20 protein-coding genes are annotated in these 23,701 nt (G+C 71.8%); 1 reads left to right on the top strand and 19 read right to left on the bottom strand.

Going from position 1 to position 23,701, the window contains the following annotated elements; translation table 11 throughout:
- The 17 genes from E1287_RS25390 to rsmD form a co-directional block, all read right to left on the bottom strand.
- A partial coding sequence (locus E1287_RS25390) for a [protein-PII] uridylyltransferase (RefSeq protein ID WP_131967565.1) occupies positions 1 to 1,689 on the bottom strand: 1,689 nt, incomplete at its 3' end.
- 8 nt (positions 1,690 to 1,697) lie between these two features.
- Positions 1,698 to 2,036 (bottom strand): P-II family nitrogen regulator, encoded by a 339-nt coding sequence (locus E1287_RS25385; protein WP_131967564.1) that lies wholly within the window; start codon positions 2,034 to 2,036, stop codon positions 1,698 to 1,700.
- Positions 2,033 to 3,376 carry an ammonium transporter gene (locus tag E1287_RS25380; protein WP_131967563.1) on the bottom strand — a complete coding sequence of 448 codons (1,344 nt, stop codon included), beginning with the start codon at positions 3,374 to 3,376 and terminating at the stop codon, positions 2,033 to 2,035. The genes E1287_RS25385 and E1287_RS25380 overlap by 4 nt, the downstream gene beginning before the upstream one ends.
- A gap of 171 nt (positions 3,377 to 3,547) precedes the next feature.
- Entirely contained in the window at positions 3,548 to 4,696 is a 1,149-nt protein-coding gene (gene ftsY, locus E1287_RS25375; protein WP_131967562.1) for a signal recognition particle-docking protein FtsY, read from the bottom strand.
- A 388-nt stretch (positions 4,697 to 5,084) separates the two neighbouring features.
- A complete protein-coding gene (locus tag E1287_RS25370) occupies positions 5,085 to 5,747 on the bottom strand; it encodes a DivIVA domain-containing protein (RefSeq protein WP_165969174.1) in 663 nt (220 codons plus the stop codon).
- A 5-nt stretch (positions 5,748 to 5,752) separates the two neighbouring features.
- Positions 5,753 to 6,964, bottom strand: a complete 1,212-nt coding sequence (locus E1287_RS25365) for a globin domain-containing protein (RefSeq protein ID WP_131967560.1) — start codon at positions 6,962 to 6,964, stop codon at positions 5,753 to 5,755.
- Positions 6,965 to 6,970: 6 nt separating this feature from the next.
- The gene (locus E1287_RS25360) at positions 6,971 to 7,378 is read right to left on the bottom strand and encodes a globin domain-containing protein (RefSeq protein ID WP_165969173.1); all 408 of its coding nucleotides are present in this window, start codon (positions 7,376 to 7,378) and stop codon (positions 6,971 to 6,973) included.
- Between the two features lie 309 nt (positions 7,379 to 7,687).
- On the bottom strand, positions 7,688 to 11,374 hold the full coding sequence (gene smc / locus E1287_RS25355; protein ID WP_131967558.1) for a chromosome segregation protein SMC: 3,687 nt from the start codon (positions 11,372 to 11,374) through the stop codon (positions 7,688 to 7,690).
- Positions 11,375 to 12,138: 764 nt separating this feature from the next.
- Entirely contained in the window at positions 12,139 to 12,336 is a 198-nt protein-coding gene (locus tag E1287_RS25350) for a hypothetical protein (RefSeq protein WP_131967557.1), read from the bottom strand.
- A 178-nt stretch (positions 12,337 to 12,514) separates the two neighbouring features.
- Positions 12,515 to 12,814: an acylphosphatase gene (locus E1287_RS25345; RefSeq protein ID WP_131967569.1), complete on the bottom strand. Its 300-nt coding sequence runs from the start codon at positions 12,812 to 12,814 to the stop codon at positions 12,515 to 12,517.
- A gap of 33 nt (positions 12,815 to 12,847) precedes the next feature.
- The gene (mutM, locus tag E1287_RS25340; RefSeq protein ID WP_131967556.1) at positions 12,848 to 13,741 is read right to left on the bottom strand and encodes a bifunctional DNA-formamidopyrimidine glycosylase/DNA-(apurinic or apyrimidinic site) lyase; all 894 of its coding nucleotides are present in this window, start codon (positions 13,739 to 13,741) and stop codon (positions 12,848 to 12,850) included.
- The gene (gene rnc, locus E1287_RS25335) at positions 13,734 to 14,546 is read right to left on the bottom strand and encodes a ribonuclease III (RefSeq protein WP_131967555.1); all 813 of its coding nucleotides are present in this window, start codon (positions 14,544 to 14,546) and stop codon (positions 13,734 to 13,736) included. The genes mutM and rnc overlap by 8 nt, the downstream gene beginning before the upstream one ends.
- 292 nt (positions 14,547 to 14,838) lie before the next feature.
- A complete protein-coding gene (rpmF, locus tag E1287_RS25330) occupies positions 14,839 to 15,018 on the bottom strand; it encodes a 50S ribosomal protein L32 (RefSeq protein WP_131967554.1) in 180 nt (59 codons plus the stop codon).
- Position 15,019: 1 nt separating this feature from the next.
- The gene (locus E1287_RS25325; protein WP_131967553.1) at positions 15,020 to 15,667 is read right to left on the bottom strand and encodes a YceD family protein; all 648 of its coding nucleotides are present in this window, start codon (positions 15,665 to 15,667) and stop codon (positions 15,020 to 15,022) included.
- 174 nt (positions 15,668 to 15,841) lie between these two features.
- Positions 15,842 to 16,321, bottom strand: coding sequence for a pantetheine-phosphate adenylyltransferase (gene coaD, locus E1287_RS25320; protein WP_131967552.1), 480 nt, complete (start codon positions 16,319 to 16,321; stop codon positions 15,842 to 15,844).
- An 87-nt stretch (positions 16,322 to 16,408) separates the two neighbouring features.
- Positions 16,409 to 17,869, bottom strand: a complete 1,461-nt coding sequence (locus E1287_RS25315) for a penicillin-binding transpeptidase domain-containing protein (protein ID WP_131967551.1) — start codon at positions 17,867 to 17,869, stop codon at positions 16,409 to 16,411.
- Between the two features lie 66 nt (positions 17,870 to 17,935).
- On the bottom strand, positions 17,936 to 18,505 hold the full coding sequence (rsmD, locus tag E1287_RS25310) for a 16S rRNA (guanine(966)-N(2))-methyltransferase RsmD (protein WP_131967550.1): 570 nt from the start codon (positions 18,503 to 18,505) through the stop codon (positions 17,936 to 17,938).
- Positions 18,506 to 18,760: 255 nt separating this feature from the next.
- On the opposite strand from rsmD, the gene E1287_RS25305 reads away from it, so the two are divergent.
- Positions 18,761 to 19,441: an LPXTG cell wall anchor domain-containing protein gene (locus tag E1287_RS25305; protein ID WP_131967549.1), complete on the top strand. Its 681-nt coding sequence runs from the start codon at positions 18,761 to 18,763 to the stop codon at positions 19,439 to 19,441.
- An 89-nt stretch (positions 19,442 to 19,530) separates the two neighbouring features.
- On the opposite strand, the gene E1287_RS25300 is transcribed toward E1287_RS25305, so the two are convergent.
- A complete protein-coding gene (locus E1287_RS25300) occupies positions 19,531 to 21,366 on the bottom strand; it encodes a serine/threonine-protein kinase (RefSeq protein WP_131967548.1) in 1,836 nt (611 codons plus the stop codon).
- A 125-nt stretch (positions 21,367 to 21,491) separates the two neighbouring features.
- Positions 21,492 to 23,681, bottom strand: coding sequence for an ATP-dependent DNA helicase RecG (recG, locus tag E1287_RS25295; protein ID WP_131967547.1), 2,190 nt, complete (start codon positions 23,679 to 23,681; stop codon positions 21,492 to 21,494).
- Between the last annotated feature and the right edge of the window lie 20 nt (positions 23,682 to 23,701).

The following is a 23,701-nucleotide window of genomic DNA, read 5'->3' as shown; positions in this document are numbered from 1 at the left end:
GATAAGAGACAGGACGGGGCGGGAGCCGCCGGACAGTGCGGCGGCGGCGCGGCGGGTCAGGTCGGTGACGAGGGCGGCCTTCCAGGTGCCCCAGGCGGCGGGGCCGGTGGCGTTGCCGTCGGCGACCGCCAGTGCGGCGAGGAGGTCGAGGATCTCGCGTTCGCGGCCGGGCACCGCCGAGACGGCGGCGGTGACCGTCTGCACGGTCATCGGGTCGTCGATGTCGCGGCGGGTGGCGGTTTCGGGCAGGAGCAGGTGGTGGCGGACGAGCGTCTCCAGCACGCGAACGTCGTCCTCGGGGAAGCCGAGGTCGGCGCCGATGTCGCGGGCGATGGCGGCGCCGGTGGCGGAGTGGTCGCCGGGACGGCCCTTGCCGATGTCGTGCAGGAGGGCGCCGACGAGGAGGAGATCAGGGCGGGCGACCTCGCGGGTGAGGGCGGCGGCGCCGGTGGCGGTTTCCACGAGGTGGCGGTCCACGGTGAAGCGGTGGACGGGGTTGCGCTGCGGACGGTTGCGGACGCGTTCCCATTCGGGCAGCAGCCGGACGATCAGCCCGGCCTGGTCGAGCGCCTCCCAGACGCCGATGGCGGCGGGGCCGGCGCCGAGCAGGGACACGAGGGCATCGCGGGCGGCGGCGGGCCAGGGCGTGCGCGGCAGGGCGGCGTGTTCGGCGAGCCGGTCGACCGTCGCGGGTGCCAGCGGCAGGCCCGCGTGCGCGGCGGCCGCGGCGACGCGGAGGGCGAGCGCTGGATCGTTCAGGTCGGCGTTCCGCGCGAGGACGACCTCGCCGTCGTGGTCGACGGCGCCGTCGCCGACAGGACGCCGCTCGACGCCGCGCCGGGACCTGGTGAAGCGGTCGGCGCGGCGCCACGCGTGCGACGCAGCGTAGGTGATCGTGCGGGCGGCCTCCGCGATCAAGCGTTGCAGGACGTTCGCGTCGGCCAGGCCGAGGGCGCGGGCGACCGCGTCCTGTTCCTGCAAGACGAGGCGGTCCGTGGATCGGCCCGTGACCTCGTGCAGCGCGTGCCGGGCGTCGAGCAGCAGTTCATGGGCCGCCCGGACCCGGCCGTCGGGACCGGACGCCACCCAGGACGCGGCGACGGCGTGCAGGACGTGGACGTCGCGCAGCCCGCCGTGCGCCTCTTTGAGGTCGGGTTCCAGGAGAAAGGCCAGCTCGCCATGGGACTCCCACCGTTCGCGGCACATCTGCGACAGCTCGGGCAGGCGAACGGGGGCGTCCGCCCGCCAGTCGGTGAGGACGGCGCTGCGCAGTTCGTCCGCGAGTGCGCGATCGCCCGCGATCAGGCGCGCCGACAGGAGGCCGAGGGCCGCCTTCATGTCGCCGCGCGCGACCGTCCGGGCCTCGTGCACGGTGCGGACGGAGTGGTCGAGCCGCAGCCCGGAGTCCCAGACCGGATACCAGACACGGTCGGCGATCTCGGCGATCCCGGCGCGGCCTCGATGGAGGAGGACGAGGTCGAGGTCGCCGCCGGGCGTCAGTTCACGTCGTGCGTGGCTGCCGACCGCGATGAGGGCGACGTCCTCGTGGACCGGGCGGGCAGGGGCGGCGGTCAGGAGGGATCGCAGCCATCGGTCCAGCTCGGCGGCCCGTTCGGCCCGGGCCGCCGCGAGAGCAGCCCGGGCCGCTTCCGGCCCGTCGCCGGATTCCGCTTGCCGTCCCGGGGCCATCGTGCCGCCTAGAGGGCTTCGGGGCCGGTTTCGCCGGTGCGGACGCGGACGACGGTGTCGACCGGGACGGCCCAGACCTTGCCGTCGCCGATCTTGTCGGTGCGGGCCGCCTTGACGATCACGTCGATGATGTCGTCGGCGTCCGCCGCGTCCACGAGGACCTCGATCCGCAGCTTGGGCACCAGGTCGACCTGGTACTCGGCGCCGCGGTAGACCTCCGTGTGGCCCTTCTGGCGGCCGTAGCCGCTGGCCTCGCTGACCGTCAGGCCCCGGACGCCGAACGCCTCCAGCGCCCTCTTCACGTCGTCCAGCTTGAACGGCTTGATGACCGCAGTGACGAGCTTCATCCCTTTGCCTCCACCTTCGTGCCGCCGGGGACGCCGGAGACCGGGGCGTGCGCCGCCGCGGTCGCGCCGGAGCCGATGCCCGCCCGGATGGTGCCGAAGTCGTACGCCGTCTCGGCGTGGGCCGTGCTGTCGATGCCGGCAGCCTCGTCGTCCTCGCTGATCCGGAAGCCCATGATCAGGTCGATGACCTTGGCGATCACGTAGGTGACGGTGAACGAGTACGCGAGCGTCGCGAGGACCGCCACCGCCTGCTCGCCGAGCAGCGCGAACCCGCCGCCGGCGAGCAGGCCGTCGGCGCCGGCGTCGTTGACCGCCGTGGTGGCCAGGACGCCGATGAGGAGGGCGCCGACGATGCCGCCGACCATGTGGACGCCGACGACGTCCAGCGAGTCGTCGTAGCCGAGCTTGTACTTCAGGCTGACGGCGAACGCGCAGACCGCGCCGGCGACGAGGCCGAGGGCGATGGCGCCGAGCGGGGTGACGAACGCGCAGGCCGGGGTGACGGCGACCAGCCCGGCGACGATGCCGGACGCGATGCCGAGCGTGGTGGACGACCCGTCCCGCAGCTTCTCCACGACGATCCACGTGAACGCGGCGGCGCAGGTCGCGGCGAGCGTGTTGACGAACGCGACGGCGGCGGTGGCTCCGGCGCCGAGAGCGGATCCGGCGTTGAACCCGAACCAGCCGAACCACAGCAGCCCTGCGCCAAGCAGGACGAACGGCAGGTTGTGCGGGCGCATCGGCTCCTTCGGCCAGCCCCTGCGCTTGCCGAGGACGAGGACGAGCGCGAGTGCCGCGACGCCCGCGTTGATGTGGACGACCGTGCCGCCCGCGAAGTCGAGGGCGCCGAGGTCGAAGAGCCAGCCGGCCTTCTCGCCGTCCGACCACCAGACCCAGTGGGCGATCGGGAAGTACACGAGCGTCACCCACACGAGGGTGAACACGACCCAGGCGCCGAACTTGGCGCGGTCGGCGACGGCGCCGCTGATCAGCGCGACGGTGATGATGGCGAACGTGGCCTGGAAGGCCGCGAACACCAGTTGCGGGATGCCGGTGCCGTCGTCGGCCGTGGCGGCGTTCTCCAGGCCGACGAGGCCCCAGTCGCCGAACCCGCCGATGAACGAGCTGAGCCCGCCGCCGTCGCCGAACGTGAGGGAGTAGCCGTAGACGACCCACGCCATTCCCACGACGGCGATGCTGACGAAGCTCATCATCATCATGTTGAGCACGCTTTTGGCGCGGCTCATGCCGCCGTAGAAGAAGGCAAGTCCGGGCGTCATCAGCAGGACGAGCGCGGTGCTCGTCAGCATCCAGGCGGTGCCACCGCTATCGATCTTCATCTCTGAGAGAGTCCCTCCTCGCCAGGGGAACGTGACTGCTCAGAGACTCGGGCGCGGCGGTTTCGGCTGAGGGGCTCCTACGTTTCCGCGGTGTGAAACCCGGTCCCGGCGTGTTTCACCGGTGTTTCCAAATCCTCACAAACCGCATTTCCGCAATATTGGCCTGTTTTTTCAGTCTCCCAGGATGGCGTCGACAAAGGCCTCGGGCTCGAAGGGGGCGAGATCGTCCGGCCCCTCGCCGAGCCCGACGAGCTTGACCGGGACGCCGAGCTCGCGCTGCACCTGGACGACGATGCCGCCCTTCGCGGTGCCGTCCAGCTTCGTCAGGACGACGCCGGTGATGTTGACGACCTCGGCGAACACGCGGGCCTGCTGCATGCCGTTCTGCCCGGTCGTGGCGTCCAGGACGAGCAGCACCTCGTCGACCGTGGCCTGCTTCTCCACGACCCGCTTGATCTTGCCGAGCTCGTCCATCAGCCCGGTCTTGGTGTGCAGCCGGCCCGCGGTGTCGATGATCACCACGTCGACCTTGGTGTCGACGCCCTGCTTGACGGCGTCGAACGCGACGCTGGCGGGGTCGGCGCCCTCGTCCTTCCGGACGACCTGCGCCCCCACCCGGTTCGCCCACGTCTCCAGCTGGTCGGCCGCGGCGGCGCGGAACGTGTCGGCGGCGCCGACGAGCACGGTCTTCCCATCGCCGACGAGGACGCGGCCGAGCTTCCCGCACGTGGTGGTCTTGCCGGTGCCGTTGACGCCGACGACCATCAGCACGGCGGGACGCTCGCCGGGCGTGTCGGTGTGCAGCGAGCGGTCCAGGTCCGGGCCGATCTGCTTGACCAGCTCCTGCTTGAGCATCTCGCGGACCTCGCCGGGGCTGCGCGTGCCGAGGACCTGCACGCGCGTCCGCAGGTCGTCGGTGACCTGGCGGGCCACGGCGGCGCCGAGGTCGGCGGTGATCAGGGTGTCCTCGATCTCCTCCCAGGCGTCGTCGTCCAGCGTCTCGCGCGACAGCAGCCCGAGCAGGGTCTTGCCGAAGGTGTTCTGCGAGCGGGCGAGCCGCGCCCTCAGCCTGACCAGCCGTCCCGCCCCCGGCGGCGGTTTCTCGATCTCGACCGTAGGCCGCGGCGGCGGCACCTCCGTAGGCGGCGCCTTCTCCAAGGTGGGCGCGCCCGCCTCATCGACGGCGGTCGCACCCCCCGCCCGCTCGCCTGGACGCTCGGCGGGCGGCCGCTCCCGTCCCAGACGCGGGCGCACCAACATGACACCGCCGACGATCAGCGCGACGACCACCAGCGCGGCAATGACGATCAGATATTCCATAGCGCCCCCCAGTTTTCCAGAAGCCGCCTACCCAACGAGCCAACCCCCTGGAACCCACGGCCGAGACCACGGGAGCCCCACGGCCAACCCCTGGCACCCTACGGCCAATCCCCTGGAACCTCACGGACGAGACCGCACCAGCCACCGCCGCAACCCCGCAACAACCCCAACGCCTGCGATCGCGTCCGAAGGCAGGTTCGAGCCTGCGAGAAACCTGATCGCGCAGCGAGCCGCCAGGCGAGCCGAAGCGATGCAGCGATCGCGCGCAGCGCCCGACGATGGAGGGCGCCCAGCGCCCGAAGGAGGAGGACGCTGCCATAAACACAGCAGCGATCGCGCGCGTTTGTCGACGATGGAGGCCCGCCAGGGCCGAAGGAGGAGAAAAACGCTAAGGCAACGCGGCCCGTTCGGAGTTCTCCCATTCGTCGACGTTGCGGAGGAGTGCTTCCAGGTAGGAGCGCAGGTGGGTGCGGTAGACGTCGCTATAGGTGCGCAGGTAGGCGATCTCCCGTTCCATCGCGCGGCGTTCGTCGTCCGGCAGGGCGCCGAGCGGGCGGGCGGAGGAGGCCCGCGCGTGCTGTTCGGCGGTCCGGACGGCGGCGTCGGCGACGGCCGCGGCCTTGCGGTGGGCGTGTTCCAGCATCTGCTCGGCGCGTCCCTTGGCGTCGGACAGGATCGCCTCGCGGTGCAGCCGGGCCTCGTGGGCGAGCTCGCGGGTGTAGCGCTCGGCGTCCGCGACGTACAGGTCGGCGGTCTGCTGCGCCTGCGACAGGATCCGGACGGCCTGGAAATGGGCGTCCTCGGGCGCCATCACGCCGTTCCCGCCGCCGGCGGCGGCCTGGGAGCGGAGCCGGTTGACCTCGTCGCCGAGCGCGGCCTTGTCGTTGAAGATCTGGACGAGTTCCCGCTCGACGTACGCCAGGAAGGCGCGGACCTCCTCCTCGTCGTAACCGCGGCGGCCAAGCGCGGCGCGGGCGAACTCCACCGACCGGAGCTCGCCCGGGGTCAGCCGCGTGCCCTCGGAAACGACGGGAAGGTTCGGTGGGTTCAACGCGCTCACCTCTGTGCGTCTGCGAAGGTTTCCAACCGGATGCGGTCCCGCGGGACGCCGAGCAGCGCGAGCTGCTCGGCGGTGTGCCCGACCATCGCGGCGGGCCCGCACACATACGCGTCGTGGTCGTCCCAGGGGCCGCGCCTGGCCACGACGTCGGACAGGTTCCCGTGCTCGATCTCGCCGTCCACCGGGGACGGGCCCGGCTGGGGACCCGCCTCGAACCACGACTGCGATCCCGGCTGCGGTCCCGACTGGAGCACGGGTGAGAACCCGTGCCCGCCGGATTCCTCCGACACGGCGGGGACGACGGTGAGCCAGGGGAACTCGCCGGCGAGCTTGCTCAGGTGCTCCAGGTCGTACAGGCCGTCGCGGGTGCGGGCGCCGAAGAACAGGTGGACGCGCGGCGGGCTTTGACGGCGGGCGATCTGCTCCAGGATCGCCTTGAGCGGGGCCAGTCCGGTGCTGCCCGCGATGAGCATGACGTCCCGTCCGGACGACTCGTCCAGCGTGAGGGTGCCGACGGGGGCGCCCATCCGGACGCGGTCGCCGGTCTCGGTGGCGCGCACCAGGACGGGGCTGACCGGGCCCCCGTCCACGAGCCGGACGTGGAAGTCGACGCTGTGGTCGGGACGCGGCGCGTTCGCCATCGAGTAGTACCGCCAGTGCCGCAGCCGGGACGGCACCTCCAGCGCGACGGACTGGCCGGGCTCGTACGGCAGCGGCCGGTCGGGCTGGACGCGCAGGACGGCGATGTCGAACCGGCGCCGTTCGATCGCGACGACCTGGCCGTTCCACCAGGCGGGCCGGGTCAGGGAGTCCTCGTCGGCGGCCTCCAGCATGACCTTGGCGACGAGGCCGTACGCGGCGCCCCAGTCGCTCTCGACCTCATCGGACCAGGTGTCCCCAGAGAAGTGCCGGAGCGTGGCGATGAGGCTGGCGCCGACGTGCGGGTAGTGCTCGGCGACGATCCCGAACCTGCGATGGTCACGGCCGAGCTGCTGGAGGAACGGGACGAGGTTGGACAGGTCGTCGACCTGGGCGACGATGTGCCCGAGGGCGCGCAGCAGCTTGTCGCGCTGGTGGCTCATCCCGATCGGGAACATGTCGCGCAGGTGCGGGTTGCGCACGAACAGGTCGGAGTAGAAGAACAGCGCGACGGCGTCGCCTTGCTCGGCGACGTGCGCGAAGTTGTCTTTCAGGCGCTGGGCGTCCACGTCGTATCAGGAGACGAGCTCCGCGGCGGCCTCGGACATGACCTTGGCGACGAGGCCGTAGGCGGCCGTCCAGTCGTGTTCGAGGTCCTCCGTCCAGGCGGGCCCGCTGAAGTAGGCGAGGGTGGCGATGAGGCTGGCGCCGACGGGCGCGTAGTGCTCGGCGACGACGCCGAAGCCGTGGTGCCGGCGGCCGAGGTCCCGCAGGAACGGGACGAGCCGGTCCTCGTCGTCGACGGTCGAGACGATCTGGGACAGGGCGCCGAGGAGCATCTCGTGCTGCCCGGTCATCCCGGCCGGGAACATCGACCTGAGCTGCGGTTCCCGCGCGAAAAGGTCCGCGTAGAAATATTCGGCGACGTCCATGCCGTTCACGGCCACCAGGGCGAAATTGTCTTTGAGTTTCTGCGGGTCCACGGGCATCACCCTTCCAGCGGTTCTCCGCACCGGACGGGGGTGCCCGGCAAGGGGGAGCCGGAGAACCACGGTGCCTATGCGTAGTGGATGGGTCCAAGGCACACAAGTCCGTGAGCGTCGCCGCGCCGTCACGTTCAGTGCATCTTGGCCGCACGGACCATCCTGTTACCGGCGCAAATGACCCCGTGCCAAACCGTTATAGGACGCCGAAAATACGGCGGACCAGATCCCGGGACCGTCCGAAATATGGACCACCGGACGATGTAACGTTCCAGGGAAAGGTGGCGGATATCACCGCGATAGGGGAATTCAGGCGTGCTCGTGCAGCCGCTGGCTGACGACCTGGGTGACGCCGTCGCCGCGCATGCTGACGCCGTAGAGGGCGTCGGCGCCCTCCATCGTCCGCTTCTGGTGGGTGATCAGGATGATCTGGGACGACTCGCGCAGCTCCTCGAAGACGGTGATGAGCCGCTGCGTGTTGGTGTCGTCCAGCGCGGCCTCGACCTCGTCCAGGACGTAGAACGGCGAGGGCCTGGCCTTGAAGACGGCGACGAGGAACGCGATCGCGACCAGGGACCGCTCGCCGCCCGACAGCAGCGAAAGCCGCTTGACCTTCTTGCCGGGCGGGCGCGCCGCGACCTCGACGCCGGTGGTGAGCATGTCGTCCGGCTCGGTCAGCGACAGGCTGCCCTCCCCGCCGGGGAACAGCCGGGCGAAAATGCGTTCGAATTCGCGGGCGGTGTCGTCGTAGGCGGCGGCGAACACCTGCTGGACGCGCTCGTCCACCTCTTTGACGAGGCCGAGAAGTTCCCGCTGGGTCTTCTTCAGGTCTTCCAGTTGCGAGGTCAGGAACGCGTGCCGCTCCTCCAGCGCGGCGAACTCCTCCAGCGCCAGCGGATTGACTTTGCCGAGCTGGTTGAGCTGCCGTTCCGCGACTTTGGCGCGCTTTTCCTGGACGGCCCTGTCGTAGGGGACGGGCTGTGCGACAGCGCCATTCTCCCCGTCCGGACCGGTGTCTTTCTCATGGTCGGGCGGGACGGGCTGATCGGGCCCGTACTCCGACACCAGCGCCTCGACCTCCAGGCCGAACTCCTCCAGTGCGCGCTGCTCGAACTGCTCCAGCCGGAGCCGTTGTTCGGCGCGGGCGACCTCGTTTCCATGGACGACGTTGACGAGCCGTTCGAGCGTCCCGGACAGCTCGCGCACCTGCGTCCGGACGACCTTCACCTCGGCCTCGCGGGCGGCCTTGGCCTGCTCCGCGGCCTCCCTGCGCCGGACGGCGGCGGCCAGGGAGTGCTCGATGCGCTCCAGGGCCGTCCGCGCGCCCTTGAGGACGGCGTCGGCGACCCTGGCCTGCTGCTCGCGGCGGGCGCGGCGCTGCGCGGCGCGGGCGCGTTCCTCGCGTTCGCGGCGGGCGCCGCGTTCCAGCGCGTCGGCGCGTCCGGCGATGGCCTGGACGCGCTCCTCCGCGGTGCGGACCGTCAGCCGCGACTCCATCTCGGCGGCGCGCAGCTCCTGGCAGCGGGCGTTCAGCTCGTCGCGGGCGTCGGTGTCGTGCCCGGCCTCCTCGGCGACCTCCGCGGCCTCCTCCGACTCGGCGAACCGCATCGCGAGCTCCTCGGCCGCCTCGGTGTCGCGCTCCAGGGACTCGTTCGCCGCGTCGAGCGCCTTGGTCAGCCGCTCCGCCTCGCCCCGGGCGGCACGCACATCGGCCTCCAGGCGGGCTGCGCGCTGGGCCTCCTGAGCGGCCTGCGCGTCGAACTCGCGCAAGCGCGCGCGGACGCGGTCAAGCTCCGCCTGGGCCTGGTTCACGCTCGACTGGGCTTCGGCTGCGGCGGCTTCCGCGCCCTCCAGCGCCGCCTGTGCAGCCTGCTCGCGCTCTATCGACGCGCTGAGGTCATCGGCTGCCGCGCCGGCCGCCGTCTCGGCGGCGGCCAAGTCCTCAGCGGCCTGATCGAGCGTCGCGCGCATCTGCAGAAGACTCTGCCCGCCGCCCGCCGCGCCACCCTGCGCCCAGTGCGCGCCCACGAGTTCGCCATCGCGGGTAACAGCTCGCACAGACGCTTCCCTACGGACGAGCGCAGCCGCTGTTGGGACGTCGTTCACCACGGCCACATCACGCAGTAGATGCTCAACCGCTGGACGCACAGAATCCGGCACGTTCACCGCATCGACCGCATAGTCGACGCCCGGGACCCGGTTCCACGGCGCGGCCGCTCCCCCGCCGATGAGCAGCCCGGCCCGTCCGGCATCGCGCGAGCGCAGCAGTGCCAACGCGGCCTCGGCGGTGTCGAGCGAACCGACGGCGATGGCCTCCGCTGCGTTCCCGAGCGCCGCCGCGACGGCCGTCTCATACCCGGGACGGACGTTCAGCAGCGACGCCACCGTCCCGAGAACGCCGTCGAGCGAGCCGTCCGAACCCGCCGACAGCAGGGCCTCCCCGCCATCGGCGGCGCTGGACAGCGTCAGGTTCAGGGCCTCGATCCGGGCCTGCAGCGCGGCGACCTTCTTCTGCGCCGCCTGATCGGCCGAACGGGCCGAGCCCACGGACGTCCGGGCCTCCTTCAGCGCGCGGCGCGGACCGTCCACCGCCGCCCGCGCCGACTCGGCGGCGTCCTTGGCGGTGGCGAGCGCCTCCTGGACGGCCTCGTGCTCCGCCGCCAGCGCCGGATCCTCGACGACCTCCGCCTCGAACGCCTCGAACTCGGCCCGCGCCGACTCGGCGCGCTGCTCGGCCTCGTCCCGCGCCTCGGCGAGCCGCCCGATCTCCGACCGCCCGGCCTGCGCCTTGCTGCGCAGCGCCTCGACGCGTCCGCGCAGCCTGGCCAGCTCCTCGCGACGGTCGGCGGCCGCCCGCGCGGCGGCCTGCAGCCTGCGCTCCTCGGCCGCGAGGGCCTCCTCGGCGCCCGACCGCTCCTCCACCGCGTGCGACAGGCCGTCCTGCGCCTCGTCCAGCGCCGCCCGGAGCATCTCCTCCTGCTCGCGGATCTCGGCCGCCTCGCGCTCCATGTCCTCGGGATCGCGCCCGCGCCGCTCCTCCTCGCGCGCCTCGGCCGCATTCCGGTGCCGCTCGGCCGCGAGGTCCGCGACGCCGCGCAGCCGCTCCTTCAACGCCGACAGCTGGAACCACGTGTCCTGCACCTGCGCGAGCCTCGGCGCCTGCTCGGCCTCCTCCGCCTCCAGCACGCCCTCGCGCTGCTGCGCCTCCGCCAGCGCCCGCTCCGTCTCCGTGCGGCGCTCCCGGATCGCGGCCTCGTCCGCGGCCTCCTGATCCAGCTTCGTCCGCAGCGTGACGAGGTCGTCCGCCAGCAGCCTGAGCCGCGCGTCCCGCAGGTCGGCCTGGATGACGGCGGCCTTGCGCGCGATCTCCGCCTGCCTGCCCAGCGGCTTCAGCTGTCGCCTCAGCTCACCGGTCAGGTCCTGGACGCGCGTCAGGTTGCCCTGCATCGCGTCCAGCTTGCGGAGCGCCTTCTCCTTCCGCTTGCGGTGCTTGAGGACGCCCGCGGCCTCCTCGATCACCGCCCGGCGCCCCTCAGGACCCGAATGCAGGACGCGGTCGAGCTGCCCCTGCCCGATGATCACGTGCATCTCGCGGCCGATGCCCGAGTCGGACAACAGCTCCTGGATGTCCAGCAGCCGGCACGCGTCCCCGTTGATCGCGTACTCGCTCGACCCCGACCGGAACATCAGCCGGCTGATCGTGACCTCGGTGTAGTCGATCGGCAGCGCGCCGTCGGAGTTGTCGATCGTCAGCACGACCTCGGCGCGCCCGAGCGGCGCCCGGTTCGCGGTACCGGCGAAGATGACGTCCTCCATCTTGCCGCCGCGCAGCGACTTCGCGCCCTGCTCCCCCATCACCCAGGCCAGCGCGTCCACGACGTTCGACTTGCCCGATCCGTTAGGCCCCACCACGGCCGTGATGCCCGGCTCGAACTTCAACGTGGTGGACGACGCGAAGGACTTGAAGCCGCGCAACGTCAGATTCTTCAGATACACGCGCTCCCCGTCCCCCTCCTCCACACACGGGCCGACAACATCCGTCGAACGATACTGGGTTTACTGCGTTTCTCTCCTCCTTCGGGCCTTGGCGGCCCTCCATCGTCGAGCAACGCTGTGCGATCGCTGGCATCGCTCCGGCTCGCCTGGCGGCTCGCTGCGCGATCAGGTTCTCGCTTCGCTCGAACCTGCCTTCGGACGCGATCGCGACTGTTTGGGTCTGTGCGTGGCTGGGGTGGTGGCTGAGGTGGGTGCGTCTATTGGTTGCGCAGTGCGCGCTGCTGCGGGTGACGGTGGTCTTCGCGGACGTTCGGGTACCCCCGATGCCAGCAATTGCCACAAAACCGTCAGGGTCGGACAAACCGAAAAAGGGTCGGGGTTGACCGAATCTTGACTGGTATCGGAGGGGGCGGCGCGGGGGTGCGCGGAAATGGCGGATGTCCCCGGTTCCCAGAAATGGGTGAACGGCGACTGCGTCCATACCTGGACGGGTCAGGTTTTGCCTGCTTGGGCTGTGCCTAAGCCGGGGTCACGGGTCGTGGGGCCGGAGGCGCCCCAGCGCCGGAGATCGCACGACCCGACGAGCCGGGCGACCGCAGCGCCACGATCACAAACCCGCACGGTCACGGAAACCCGCACCGTGGCGTGAGGATCGACCGGCTCGCGACAGGGGTTCCAGGGGGTCGCCCCCCTGGGCCAACACGGCATAACTAAGGGACGCCGAGTGGCGGCGTCCCTGTTCACTCTTGAGAAGCGGGCGCCGATCAGGTCAGCGCCGGTTCACGGTCCTTCACCGGAAGCGACATCACATCGTCGTCCGTCGCCGTCGCAAGCGCGTCGTTCTCCGCCTGGAGCCGTACGAGCTCGGCTTCCAGATCACGTACGCGCTGCTGAAGGCGCCGCATCTCCGCGACCATCCGGGGGTCGGGACCGCCGACGTGGCCGAGTAGAGCCTTCGCCATGACTAAGGGTCCTCCACGCTGAGTAACCAGCAGGGATCGCGCACGAGAATCTGCTGAAGTCGGTGCGCGTATCGTCTAGAGTCGCACCGGCCGGTGTCCTGGTCAAGACGCACATCACAGGCCGGTAACAACCTTCCTCTACTAGTTTAGCAGGTATAAACCAGAGGTCCCTACCCCGTCACCGCTCGTGGAAACCGGGCGCCTCGCCGCGTGGCGCGGTCCAACGCTCGGTGACGCCGGTGACCTTCCCCGGACGGGCCGGGTCCGCGTCGTCGCCGCCCAGCAGGTCCAGGAGCCGGCGGCACTTGGCCCAGGGGCCTTCGGCGACGACCTCCACGCGCCCGTCGGGCAGGTTGGTGGCGCTGCCGGCCAGGCCGAGCTCCAGCGCCCGCGCCCGCACCCACCAGCGGAAACCGACTCCCTGGACGCGGCCGCGCACCCAGGCCGTCAGCCGCACCGTCTCGTCGCCGGCGTCCATCGCGTCCCCCGTTCCGGTCATCGATCCGCCGCCCTAGTACCGTGCCCGCCGCGGGCGCGGCTGGCACACGGGGCAGCTGTAGGACGAACGGTTCATGAACTCGTCCCGGCGGATGGGCGTCCCGCAGCGGCGGCACGGCTCGTCCCGCCTGCCGTAGGCGTCCAGCGAGCGCTCGAAGTAGCCGCTCTCGCCGTTCACGTTGACGTAGAGCCTGTCGAACGACGTGCCGCCGACCGCCAGGGCGGCGCCCATGACGTCCTGAGCGGCCTCCAGAAGCCGCGCGGCCTCCGCCCGGGTCATCGTCTCGGTCGGCCGCGCCCAGTGCAGCCTCGCCCGCCACAGCGCCTCGTCGGCGTAGATGTTGCCGACGCCGCTGATCAGCGACTGGTCGAGCAGCGCCCGTTTGATCCCGGTCCTGCGGCGGCGGAGGGCGCGGAAGAACGCCTCCGCGTCGAAGGCGTCCTCCAGCGGGTCGGCGGCGATGTGGACGATCGGCTCCGGGACGAGCCCCGAGCCGTCGACCTTGTCCGGCGCCAGGTCGGTGACCATGAGGTGCCCGAACGTCCGCTGGTCGACGAAGCGCAGGTCGAGGCCGCCGTCGGCGAAGACGATCCGGACCCGCAGATGCTTCTCGCGCTCCCGGTCCGGCTCGCCGACGAGCAGCTGGCCACTCATCCCGAGGTGGGCCAGGAGCGCCTCCTCAGGCGCCCCGTCCCCGCCGGCGCGCAGGGGCAGCCACAGGTACTTGCCGCGGCGGCGGGGCGGCAGGACGGTGCGTCCGGCGAGGCGTCCGGCGAAGTCGGCGGGACCCGCGTCGTGGCGGCGCACCGCCCGCGGGTGCAGGACCTCGGCGGACGCGATGGTGCGGCCCGTCGTGAACCGGTCCATGCCCCGCCGGACGACCTCGACCTCGGGAAGCTCAGGCACCGGCCTGGGCCGCCTGTCCGGCCTGCTCATCGGTGGTCCGGCCCTGGCCGTCGCGCTCGGCGGCGGCCGACTGCGCCTGGCCGGGGGCGTCCCGCTGGACGACGATCTCGCGGATCTCGTTCCAGGCGGCCTCGGCGGCGTGCTGCTCGGCCTCCTTCTTGCTGCGGCCCTCACCGGACCCATACGTCCGGCCGCCGACCCGCACGGACGCGCGGAACGTCTTCTGGTGGTCGGGACCGCTCTCGGCGACGTGGTACTCGGGGACGCCGAGCTCCTCCACCGCGGTGAGCTCCTGCAGCGAGGTCTTCCAGTCCAGGCCCGCGCCGAGGCCCGCCGAACGGGCGATCAGCGCGTCGAAGAGCCGGTGCACCAGCGCGGACGCCTCGTCCAGCCCGCGGTCCAGGTAGACGGCTCCGATCAGCGCCTCCAGCGTGTCGGCGAGGATCGAGGCCTTGTCGCGGCCCCCGGTGCCCTCCTCGCCGCGGCCGAGCCGGATGTGGGCGCCGACGCCGAGACCGCGGGCGACGCCCGCGAGGGCGCGCATGTTGACGACGGCGGCGCGCAGCTTGGCGAGCTGCCCCTCCGGCAGGTCGGGGTGGCCGCGGAACAGGGTGTCGGTGACGACGAGGCCCAGCACCGAGTCTCCGAGGAACTCCAGGCGCTCGTTGGTGGGCAGGCCGCCGTTCTCGTACGCGTACGAACGGTGCGTCAGCGCGCGTTCGAGCAGCTCGGCGCTCACGTCGACGCCGAGGGCGCCGGTCAGTTCGGTGCGATCCGGCGCCGGATCGCTCTTCTTTCCGCTCACGGGCCCTCCTCGCAGGCCGTGTACCGCGCATGGCGCGGTCGCGTCTGGGGCGCGCGGCCTGGGCGGCCGGGGCCGGCGAGGACGGGCGGGAGGGTCCGCGAAGACGAGGTGCGCGCCGGTCGGCTGATCCCGGCGTGCACCACGGCTCCGGGCGCAGTGAACTTTGCGTTCGGTCTCCGCGCCTGTCACCACGCCGGCGTCGCGCGCCGGGTGGTCGGATGCCTGGTTCCTGCCGCATCGGGGGGCGGCTCGCGCCGTCCGCGCGGATCCGCCCCCCAGGATGCGAGAAGACTCAGGCCGACGGGGCGATGACCTCGCGCCGGTTGTAGGTGCCGCAGGTCGCGCACGCGGTGTGCGGCAGCTTCTGGTCGCGGCACGTCGGGCACTCGACCAGGTTCGGCGCCTGGGTCTTCCAGTTCGAGCGCCGGTGCCGCGTGTTGCTGCGCGACTTCTTCCGCTTCGGGACGGCCACGTCAGCCCTCCTGCTTTCTTTCTCGTCGATCGAATGAAGCACGGGAGCCGTTGCTCCCGTCCCCCCGGTCGGGGGACGCCGGCGCCATGTCGCCGGCGAGGTCCTGCAGCGCCGCCCACCGGGGGTCGGCGACGTCGTGGCGGTGGCCGGGTCCGGCGTCCGCCAGCCGCGCACCGCACTCCGGGCACAGGCCCGGGCAGTCGTCCCGGCACAGCGGGGACAGCGGCAGCGCGAGCACCACCGCGTCCCGCAGGACCGGTTCGAGGTCGATCAGGTCGCCCTCGAGGCGGAGCTCGTCGTCGTCGGCGTTCCCGCCGGAGCGGGTGTCGTCGTAGACGAAGAGTTCCTGGAAGTCCGCCTCGAAGGTCGAGGCGATCGGGTCGAGGCAGCGTGCGCACTCCCCCTTGAGGGGGACCGTCGCCGTGCCGGTGACGAGCACCCCTTCCAGGACCGCTTCGAGCCGGAGGTCCAGCTCGATCGCGGCGCCCTCGGGGACGCCCACCATCTCGACGCCGAAATTCTCCGGTGCCGGCACGGACAGGTTCTCCTCCCGCGACGACCCGGGTTGCCTGCCCAGAGCTCGGGTGTCGAGCACGAGAGGGGCGTTGGGGTCGAGACGTGTCAGTGGATTCCTGCTTTCGTGAGGCATGAGAATGACGACCACGGGTGATGGCCGATGTCCCAGGGTACCGAAGACACGGCCGTTGACCCAACTCGCGGCGCCGCTCACCAGGGAGGGCCGCCGGTGCGTGTTTCCGTCCTCGCAGGGGGTCAGCGAGGCTCTTTCTTCCCGCGCCGGACGGCCCGGACGGGAAGATCGAGGTCAGTCCGCCTTGAGCCGCTCGACCAGCCGGTCGTGGACGAGGTCGGGGACGAGCCCGGAGATGTCGCCGCCGAACCTGACGACCTCTTTCATCAGGCTGGACGACAGGAACGCGTACTCGGGGTTCGTCGCCATGAACAGCGTCTCGACGCCGGCGATGCGGTGGTTCATCTGGGCCATCTGCAGCTCGTACTCGTAGTCGCTGACGGCCCGGAGCCCGCGGACGATCACCGGGATGTTCTGCTCCTTGCAGTAGTCGACGGTGAGCCCGTAGAACGTGTCGACCTTGATGTTGCCGTACTCCTTGGTGACCTCGGAGATCATGTCGGCGCGCTCGTCGACGGTGAACAGGCTCTTCTTGCTCTTGTTGATCAGCACGGCGACGACCACCTCGTCGTAGAGGCGGGAGGCGCGGCTGATGATGTCGAGATGCCCGTTGGTGACGGGGTCGAACGATCCCGGACAGACGACACGGCGCACGGCGCGAACCCCTTCGGTCCCGGTTTCTGACCTGCGGCGCGAACGTACCAAATCGCATTCGGCCCGAATTTCACCGGGGCCGCCCGGTCACCCCCCTTCGCCGTCCAGCGCGTCGATGATCTTGGCGGCGATCGGGCCCGACTCGATGCCGTACCCGGGCGCCTCGGTCATCACCGCGACCGCGTACTTCGGGTCGTCGCGCGGGCCGAACCCGATGAACCAGCGGTCGTTGTGGGCGGCGCCCTCGACGTCGGCGGTCCCGGTCTTGCCGCCGAGGACGGACGTCCCTCGCAACGATTTTCCTGTACCCCGGTCGACGACGGCCTTCATCATGTCCCGCATCTGTCCGGCCTGGTCGCCGGTCAGGGCGGTGGACATCCGGGTGGGCGAGATCTCGTCCACCGTGGAGCCGTCCGGCGCGCGGAGCCTGTCGACCAGGCGCGGTCGCATGATCACGCCGTCGTTGACGATCCCGGCGGCGACCATCGCCATCTGCAGCGGCGTGGAGACCGTACTGCCCTGGCCGATGGAGCCGAGCGCGCTGAGCGACGGCTCTCCGGTCTTCGGGAAGGAGCTGGCGGCGCTGCGCAGGCCGTCGGCGTACTCGATCCGGTCGCCGAACCCGAACCGCGCGGCCGCCGCGTGGACGGCGTCGTTCCCGGGCTCCTCCGCGCCCATGAAGGCGAACGTGGTGTTGCACGACTGGGCGTACGCCTCGATGAGCGGGATCCGGCTCAGGTCGCACGAGCCGCCGATGTCGCCCGCGTCGTTGTTGATCGCCTGCCCGGAGCGGGGCGGGCGGTAGCTGCGGCCCGCCTTGACGCGGGTGCGCTCGCTCGCCCCGGCCTCCAGCGCGGACGCGGCGACGACGGTCTTGAACGTGGAACCCGGCGGGAACAGCTCGTGCGCCGCCTTGTCGAGCAGCGGCTTGAGGGGCTGGTCGCCGAGCCGGTCGAAGGCGTCCGTCGCCTTCTCGCGATCGAGGGTCGACACTTCCGCGGGGTCGTAGGACGGCGTCGACGCCATCACCAAGATCGCGCCCGTTTCGGCGTCGAGGACGACGGCCGCGGCGCGGCGCGCGCCCGCGCCCTGGAGCGCGTCGTAGGCGACGCGCTGCGCCTTGACGCTGACGGTGGACTCGACCGTCCCGCCTGGGACGTGCTTGCCGATGAGCTTGTCGACGAGGTTGGACGTGGCGAGCCGGTCGTCGGTCCCGTCCAGGAAGTGGTTCTCCGCGTCCTCCAGGCCGGTCTGGGAGAACACGGAGAAGTAGCCGGTGACGGGGGCGAACGCCGGGCCGTCCTTGTAGCGGCGCTGATAGCGCTCGTCATCGACCTTCTCCGACCAGGCGAGGCGCTCGCCGTCCGCCACGATGGGGCCCCGGTCGATCTTGAAGCGGTCCTCGAACTGGCGGGCGTTGAGCGAGTCGTCGCGCAGGCTCTGGGCCTGGAATCCCTGGACGTAGGTGATGTTCGCCATGAGCGCGATGACCATCACCAGGGTGAGGATCCAGGTACGCCCTACGGCACGGTCAACGCCGGGCCTCATGGGTTAGCCCATACCCGCAAGCCGCTTGCCTCAACGGCCTGCGGCGCGTCAACGGTGGGTGGCACGTCAACGGTCGGTGGCGCGGCCGTACCAGAACACTGCTTCGCCGTAGCGGCGGTCTCGTTCGGGCTCGTAGCCGTCCGGCCAGCGCAGTGCAGGGCCGCGGGCGGCGCGTTCTACGACGATCAGCGCGTCCGGGGCCGTCCAGCCGTTGTCGCGGAGGTCTTCCAGGAGGACGGTGACGGACGCGTCCGCCAGCGCATACGGCGGATCGGCGAAGACCAGGTCGTACGGCTCCCCCGGCGGGGGCTTGCGGACGACCCGCTCCACCTTGTCCGCGCACGGGACGACGCCGGGCAGCCCCAGCGCCTCGGCGTTCTGCCGGATCACCTTCATCGCCCGCGGGTGCGACTCGACGAGCAGCGCGTGGCCGGCGCCCCGGGACAGGGCCTCCAGGCCCACGGCGCCCGATCCCGCGTAGAGGTCGGCGACGCGCAGGCCGTCCAGCGGGCCGAGCAGGGCCAGCACGGTGGCGAACAGGCCCTCGCGGGCGCGGTCGCTGGTCGGCCTGGTGTCCCGTCCCGGCGGGACGGCCAGCCGCCGTCCGCCCGCGCTCCCCGCGATGACCCTGGTCATCCCCCCAGTATCGCGGCCGCGCGGCGTTCGGACGCCCGGCCGCACATGCACGAACGACACGCCCCAAGAGTGCACAACTCGGGCAGTGGCCGGTTGTGGAACTACACCTAAATGATCGAATCGCTGTTCACAGCCACTACTGGACGTGTAAACGTGCTCGCAGGTTGTGCAACCACTTTCCCCTCAGGAGAATCTGTGCATCACGGTAGGAGACTGGCGGTGACGGCGGGGGCGACGGTTCTCGGCATTGCCGCCATGAGCGGCGTTTCACACGCTGAGACCTCCCAGCCCTCCGCCGAACGGTCCGCGTCCCTGTTGTCGGGCGCGGCCCCCGAGAAGGAGGCATCGAAGACGACGAGCACCACGAGGCCGCTGCTCAGCCTCGATCTCGGTCCCTCGGCGACGTCCACCAAGTCGGCCGGGACCGGCGGCTCGGGCCTCAACCTCGACCTCGGTGTCGGAGTCGGCATCGGCGCGCCGAAGGACGGCGGCAGCGGGGGCATCCGGGTGAACGCGGGCGTGAACGCGTCCCTGGGCGGCGGCTCGGGCACCCGCCAGGGCAACCGGACCGCGGCGGCCGCCGAAGAGCCCGGCCTGTCGGTCGGCGCCAACGCCGGGGTTTCGGTCGGCAGGGCGCTGTCGGCGAACGTGTCGGCGAACGCCTGCGTCGGCGGCTGCCAGGCCCCGACGCCGCCCACCCCGCCGGTGCCGCCGAGCCCGACGCCGCCGGGCCCGCCTTCGGGGCCGCTGCTGCCCGACCTTCCGTCCTCGCCCATGAAGCCGGGCGCGGCGGGCATCGGCGACTTCACGCCGCCGAAGAAGCTGCCGGTCACCGGCACCGACGCGCTGCCGCTGGCCCTGATCGGCCTCACCGCCATCGCCGCGGGCAGCGCCGCGGTGGCCGCGACCCGCAGGCGCACAGCCCGCGAGTCCTGAGGATCACGCAAGAGGGGCGTCTCCCAAGCCGGGGAGGCGCCCCTCCGGCGTGCAGGGCGGCTCTCAGCCCCGCACAGGGCGGTTCACGCTCAGAGGGCTTCGTTGCCCGCGACCTTCCAGGTGCCGCCCGTGAGCTGGAGCTGCACCCGGTGGACGGTCACCTGGTCCTGATCGGTGCACGCGCCCTTGCACGCGCCGAGCGTCACGAGCGCCGTCAGCCGGTCCGCCTGCCCGCCCGAGCGCAGCCCGATCTCCACCGGCGTGCCCGCCGCGACGGACGGGTCGCGCGCCACCGCGTCGAGCGCCCCGCGCGCCTGCGTGCCCGGCCAGGGCGCGCCCGCCGTGTCCGCGCGCGGCGAGGCCGCCTTCAGCGAGTACAGGCTGTCGAGGAGCCAGCCGCCGCCCTGCTTGACCATGGTCGCCCGCATCGGGTCCTGCAGCCGGCTCGGATCGGCGTTCTCCGCGCGCACCGTCCGCTTGACGTACGACAGCACCGTGACCGTGCCCGACGAGGCGGCCACCACCGCCGAGTCGACGATCTCCGTCGTCACCGAGCCCTTCTTCTGCTTCAGCTCGTCGCGGTACTCGCGCGTCGCGAGCTGGCGGTCGTAGTCGGCGCCGTACCGCTGCGTCGACACCCGGTGCGCCGCCTCCACGTTCTGGTCGAGCGACGCGTGGTCGAAGCTGAGCACCGTCTTGATCGCCTGCGCGGCCGGGTCGACGACGGCGGCCGCATCGGCGGGCGGCGCGGCGGCCTCGGCCGTGTCCGCCTTCGCGGGCTTCTCCCCCGAGCCGCCGGACAGCAGCGCCCACGCCGCCCCGCCCACACCGGCCGCGAGCAGCACCGCCGCCGCTGCCGCGGCGATGCCCAGCCCGCGCCTCCTGCGCCGCGGCGGGACGGTCTGCGGCGACTGCGCGTACCCCGGGGGGCCGCCCATCCCGGGGCCCGTCCCTGGGCCGGTCCCGAGGCCGATCCCCGGGCCGGTACCGCCTGAGTCCGTCCCCATCAGGTGGTCGGCACGGCCCACGGTCGGCGGCGCGGACGGCGGCGTCCGCGGGTCGCCCGCGAAATGGGCGCCGGTGCTGAGCGTGCCCATGTCGCCCTCGTCGATCGTGTCGACGCCGCCGAGCAGGTTCAGCAGCACCCCCTGCGCCTCCGGACGCCGCGCCGGGTCCTTGGCCAGGCACGACGCGACGACGCCGCGCAGCGACTCCGGCAGCGCCGACAGGTCGGGCTCGTAGTTCAGGATCCGGTGGAACACCGCGGAGATCGTGTCGTTGCCGAACGGGTGCCGTCCCGTCGCCGCGAACAGCATCGTCGCCGCCCACGTGAACAGGTCCACGCCGGTGCCGAGGTCGGTGTCGGTGACCTGCTCGGGCGCCATGTACGACGGCGTCCCGACCACGCCGCTGCCCTTGGTCGCCGACGCCCCGGCGATCCGCGCGATGCCGAAGTCGATGACGCGGGGCCCGTCCGGGCCCATCAGCACATTGGACGGCTTGAAGTCGCGGTGCAGGATGCCCGCCCGGTGGATCGCCGCCAGCGCCGTCACGGTCCCGATCGCCAGCCGGTCGAGGTCGGTCCCGGTCCGCGGGCCCTTCTCGTTCACCAGCCCGCTGAGCGACGGCCCCGGCACGTATTCGCTGACGACGTACGGCAGGTCGCCGGAGATGTCGGCGTCCAGGACCTGGGCGGTGCAGAACCCGGCGACCCGCCCGATCATCCGCATCTCCCGCTCGAACCGCGCCCGCCACTCCGGGTCGCGGCTGAACCGGTCGCGCAGCAGCTTCACCGCCGCCTGCTCGCCGTTCTCGCGGCGCCCCAGGTAGACGACGCTCTGCCCGCCCTCACCGATCCGTCCGACCAGCTCGTACGGCCCGAGCTGAGCCGGGTCGCTGGGCAGCAATGGGCCAACGGCCGTCATGGGAGCTCCTCCGTCGCATGCGAGACCCGCCACGGGACCTGTACCCGCCCGAGCACCGCATCGCCACTTACGATCGGCTATACGTTAGACGCCTGTAATCGCCCATGCGTTCTCCGTTGTCCCGGTCAGGTCTTTTCGAGGAAGTCGGCTCGGTCTTCGTCCAAAAGTGACGCCAGGACGGTGGCCAGGCCGGGGTGGTCGGAGAGGTCCGGGTCTTTCTCGACCAAGGTCGTGGCCTCCTCGCGGGCGTCGCGGATGACGTCCTCGTCCTTTTGGAGGGTGAGGAGGCGGAGGCTGGAGGTGCGGCCTGCCTGTGCGGCGCCCAGGACGTCGCCTTCGCGGCGCTGTTCCAGGTCCAGCCGGGAGAGCTTGAAGCCGTCGGTGGTGGAGGCGACGGCGTCCAGGCGTTCGCGGGCCTTGCTGCCGGGTTCGGCGTCCGTGACGAGCAGGCACAGGCCGTGCAGGGAGCCGCGGCCGACGCGGCCGCGGAGCTGGTGGAGCTGGGAGACGCCGAACCGGTCCGCGTCCATGATCACCATGACGGTGGCGTTGGGGACGTCGACGCCGACCTCGATGACCGTGGTGGCGAGCAGGACGTCCAGGTCGCGGTCGGTGAAGCGGCGCATGACCGCGTCCTTCTCGTCGGGGTGGAGCTTGCCGTGCAGGACGCCGATGCGCAGGCCGGTGAGGAGTTCTTCCAGCTTCGGCAGCACCTCCATGATCCCGAGGGGTGAGCGGCGGGCCTCCTCGTCGGATGCGATGGCGTCGCCTTCGTCGCCCTCCTGCTCGCCGATGCGCGGGCAGACGATGTAGATCTGGCGGCCGTTGGACGCCTCCTCCTTGATGCGCTCCCAGGTGCGGGCGAAGAACGCGGGCTTCTCCGGCGGCACCACGTGGGTCTGGATCTCGGAGCGGCCCGCCGGGAGCTGCCCGAGGACGGACGTCTCCAGGTCGCCGAACACCGTCATCGCCACCGTCCGCGGGATCGGCGTCGCCGTCATGACCAGGACGTGCGGGCGCCCGCCGCCGGTCTTCTCGCGCAGCGCGTCCCGCTGCTCGACGCCGAAGCGGTGCTGCTCGTCCACGACGACGAGGCCGAGGTCGGCGAACTGGACGCTCTCCTGGAGGAGCGCGTGGGTGCCGACGACGATGCCCGCGGCGCCGGACGCGGCGTCCAGCAGGGCCTCCTTGCGCGCCTTCGCACCCTGCGATCCGGTGAGGAGCGCGACGCGGGTGGCGTTGTCGGCCCCGCCGATCTGCCCGGCCTGCGCGAGGTCGCCGAGCATGCCGGTGATCGACCGGTGGTGCTGCTGGGCGAGGACCTCGGTGGGCGCGAGCAGTGCGGCCTGGCCGCCGCCGTCCACGACCTGCAGCATCGCGCGGAGTGCGACCACCGTCTTGCCGGAGCCGACGTCGCCCTGGAGGAGGCGGTGCATGGGGTGTTCGAGGGCCAGGTCGGCGGCGATCTCGTCGCCCACCTCGCGCTGGCCCTCGGTGAGCTCGAACGGCAGGCGCGCGTCGAACTCCGCCTGGAGGCCGCCGAAGGACGGCGGGCGCGGCGTCGCCGGGAGGGCGGAGGCGGCGAGGCGGCGCTGCGCGAGGGCGACCTGGACGACGAACGCCTCGTCCCATTTGAGGCGCTTGCGGGCGCGGCCGAGGTCCTCCCAGCTCCGCGGCCGGTGGATGCCCTCGTACGCCTCGCGCAGGCCGATGAGGTCGCGGCGGCGCAGGAGCGGCGCGGGCATCGGGTCGGCGGGCAGGTCGAGCTGGTCGAGGACGGTGCCGACGGACGTCCCGATCGTCTCGATCGGCAGGTTCTTGGTCGACGGATAGATCGGGATGATCTCGTCGGCCCACTCCTGCGCGGCCTGCTCGGCGCCCTTCTCGTGGACGACCTTGTACTGCGGATGCGCGAGCTGCCGGACCGCCCTGCCGCTGCGCGGCCGGTAGGTGCTGATCTTCCCGGCGAACAGGCCGCGCGTGCCGGGCGACAGGTCCTTCTCCGGCCGGTAGGAGCCCTTGCGGCCGAAGAAGCTCAGCTTGAGCTCGCCGGTGCCGTCCGTGACGGTGATCTCCAGGACGTAGCCGGGGCTGCGGGAGAGGGTGCGGCCCTGGACCTTCACGACCTCGGCCATGACGGTGACGTGCTCGCCGTCCTGCAGGCCGCTGAGCTGCGTGAGCTCGCCGCGGTGCGCGTAGCGGCGCGGGTAGTGGTGCAGGAGGTCGCCGGCGGTGTGCAGGTCGAGGCCCTTCTCCAGCACCTTGGCCGTCTTGTCGCCGAGGACCTTGCGCAACGGCTCGTCGAGATTCGCCACGTGTCTTTTCTAGCCGATGG

Origin of the sequence: Actinomadura sp. KC06 (assembly GCF_004348735.1) — a bacterium.
Classification (GTDB): Bacteria; Actinomycetota; Actinomycetes; order Streptosporangiales; family Streptosporangiaceae; genus Spirillospora.
This window is presented reverse-complemented; position numbering and strand designations above follow the sequence as displayed.

Coding starts and splice junctions, on each gene's coding strand:
- E1287_RS25385 (WP_131967564.1), bottom strand. CDS start 2,036: ATGAAGCTCGTCACTGCGGTCATCAAGCCGTTCAAGCTGGACGACGTG.
- E1287_RS25380 (WP_131967563.1), bottom strand. CDS start 3,376: ATGAAGATCGATAGCGGTGGCACCGCCTGGATGCTGACGAGCACCGCG.
- ftsY (WP_131967562.1), bottom strand. CDS start 4,696: ATGGAATATCTGATCGTCATTGCCGCGCTGGTGGTCGTCGCGCTGATC.
- E1287_RS25350 (WP_131967557.1), bottom strand. CDS start 12,336: ATGGCGAAGGCTCTACTCGGCCACGTCGGCGGTCCCGACCCCCGGATG.
- E1287_RS25345 (WP_131967569.1), bottom strand. CDS start 12,814: ATGGACGCCGGCGACGAGACGGTGCGGCTGACGGCCTGGGTGCGCGGC.
- E1287_RS25325 (WP_131967553.1), bottom strand. CDS start 15,667: ATGCCTCACGAAAGCAGGAATCCACTGACACGTCTCGACCCCAACGCC.
- E1287_RS25315 (WP_131967551.1), bottom strand. CDS start 17,869: ATGAGGCCCGGCGTTGACCGTGCCGTAGGGCGTACCTGGATCCTCACC.
- rsmD (WP_131967550.1), bottom strand. CDS start 18,505: ATGACCAGGGTCATCGCGGGGAGCGCGGGCGGACGGCGGCTGGCCGTC.
- E1287_RS25305 (WP_131967549.1), top strand. CDS start 18,761: ATGAGCGGCGTTTCACACGCTGAGACCTCCCAGCCCTCCGCCGAACGG.
- E1287_RS25300 (WP_131967548.1), bottom strand. CDS start 21,366: ATGACGGCCGTTGGCCCATTGCTGCCCAGCGACCCGGCTCAGCTCGGG.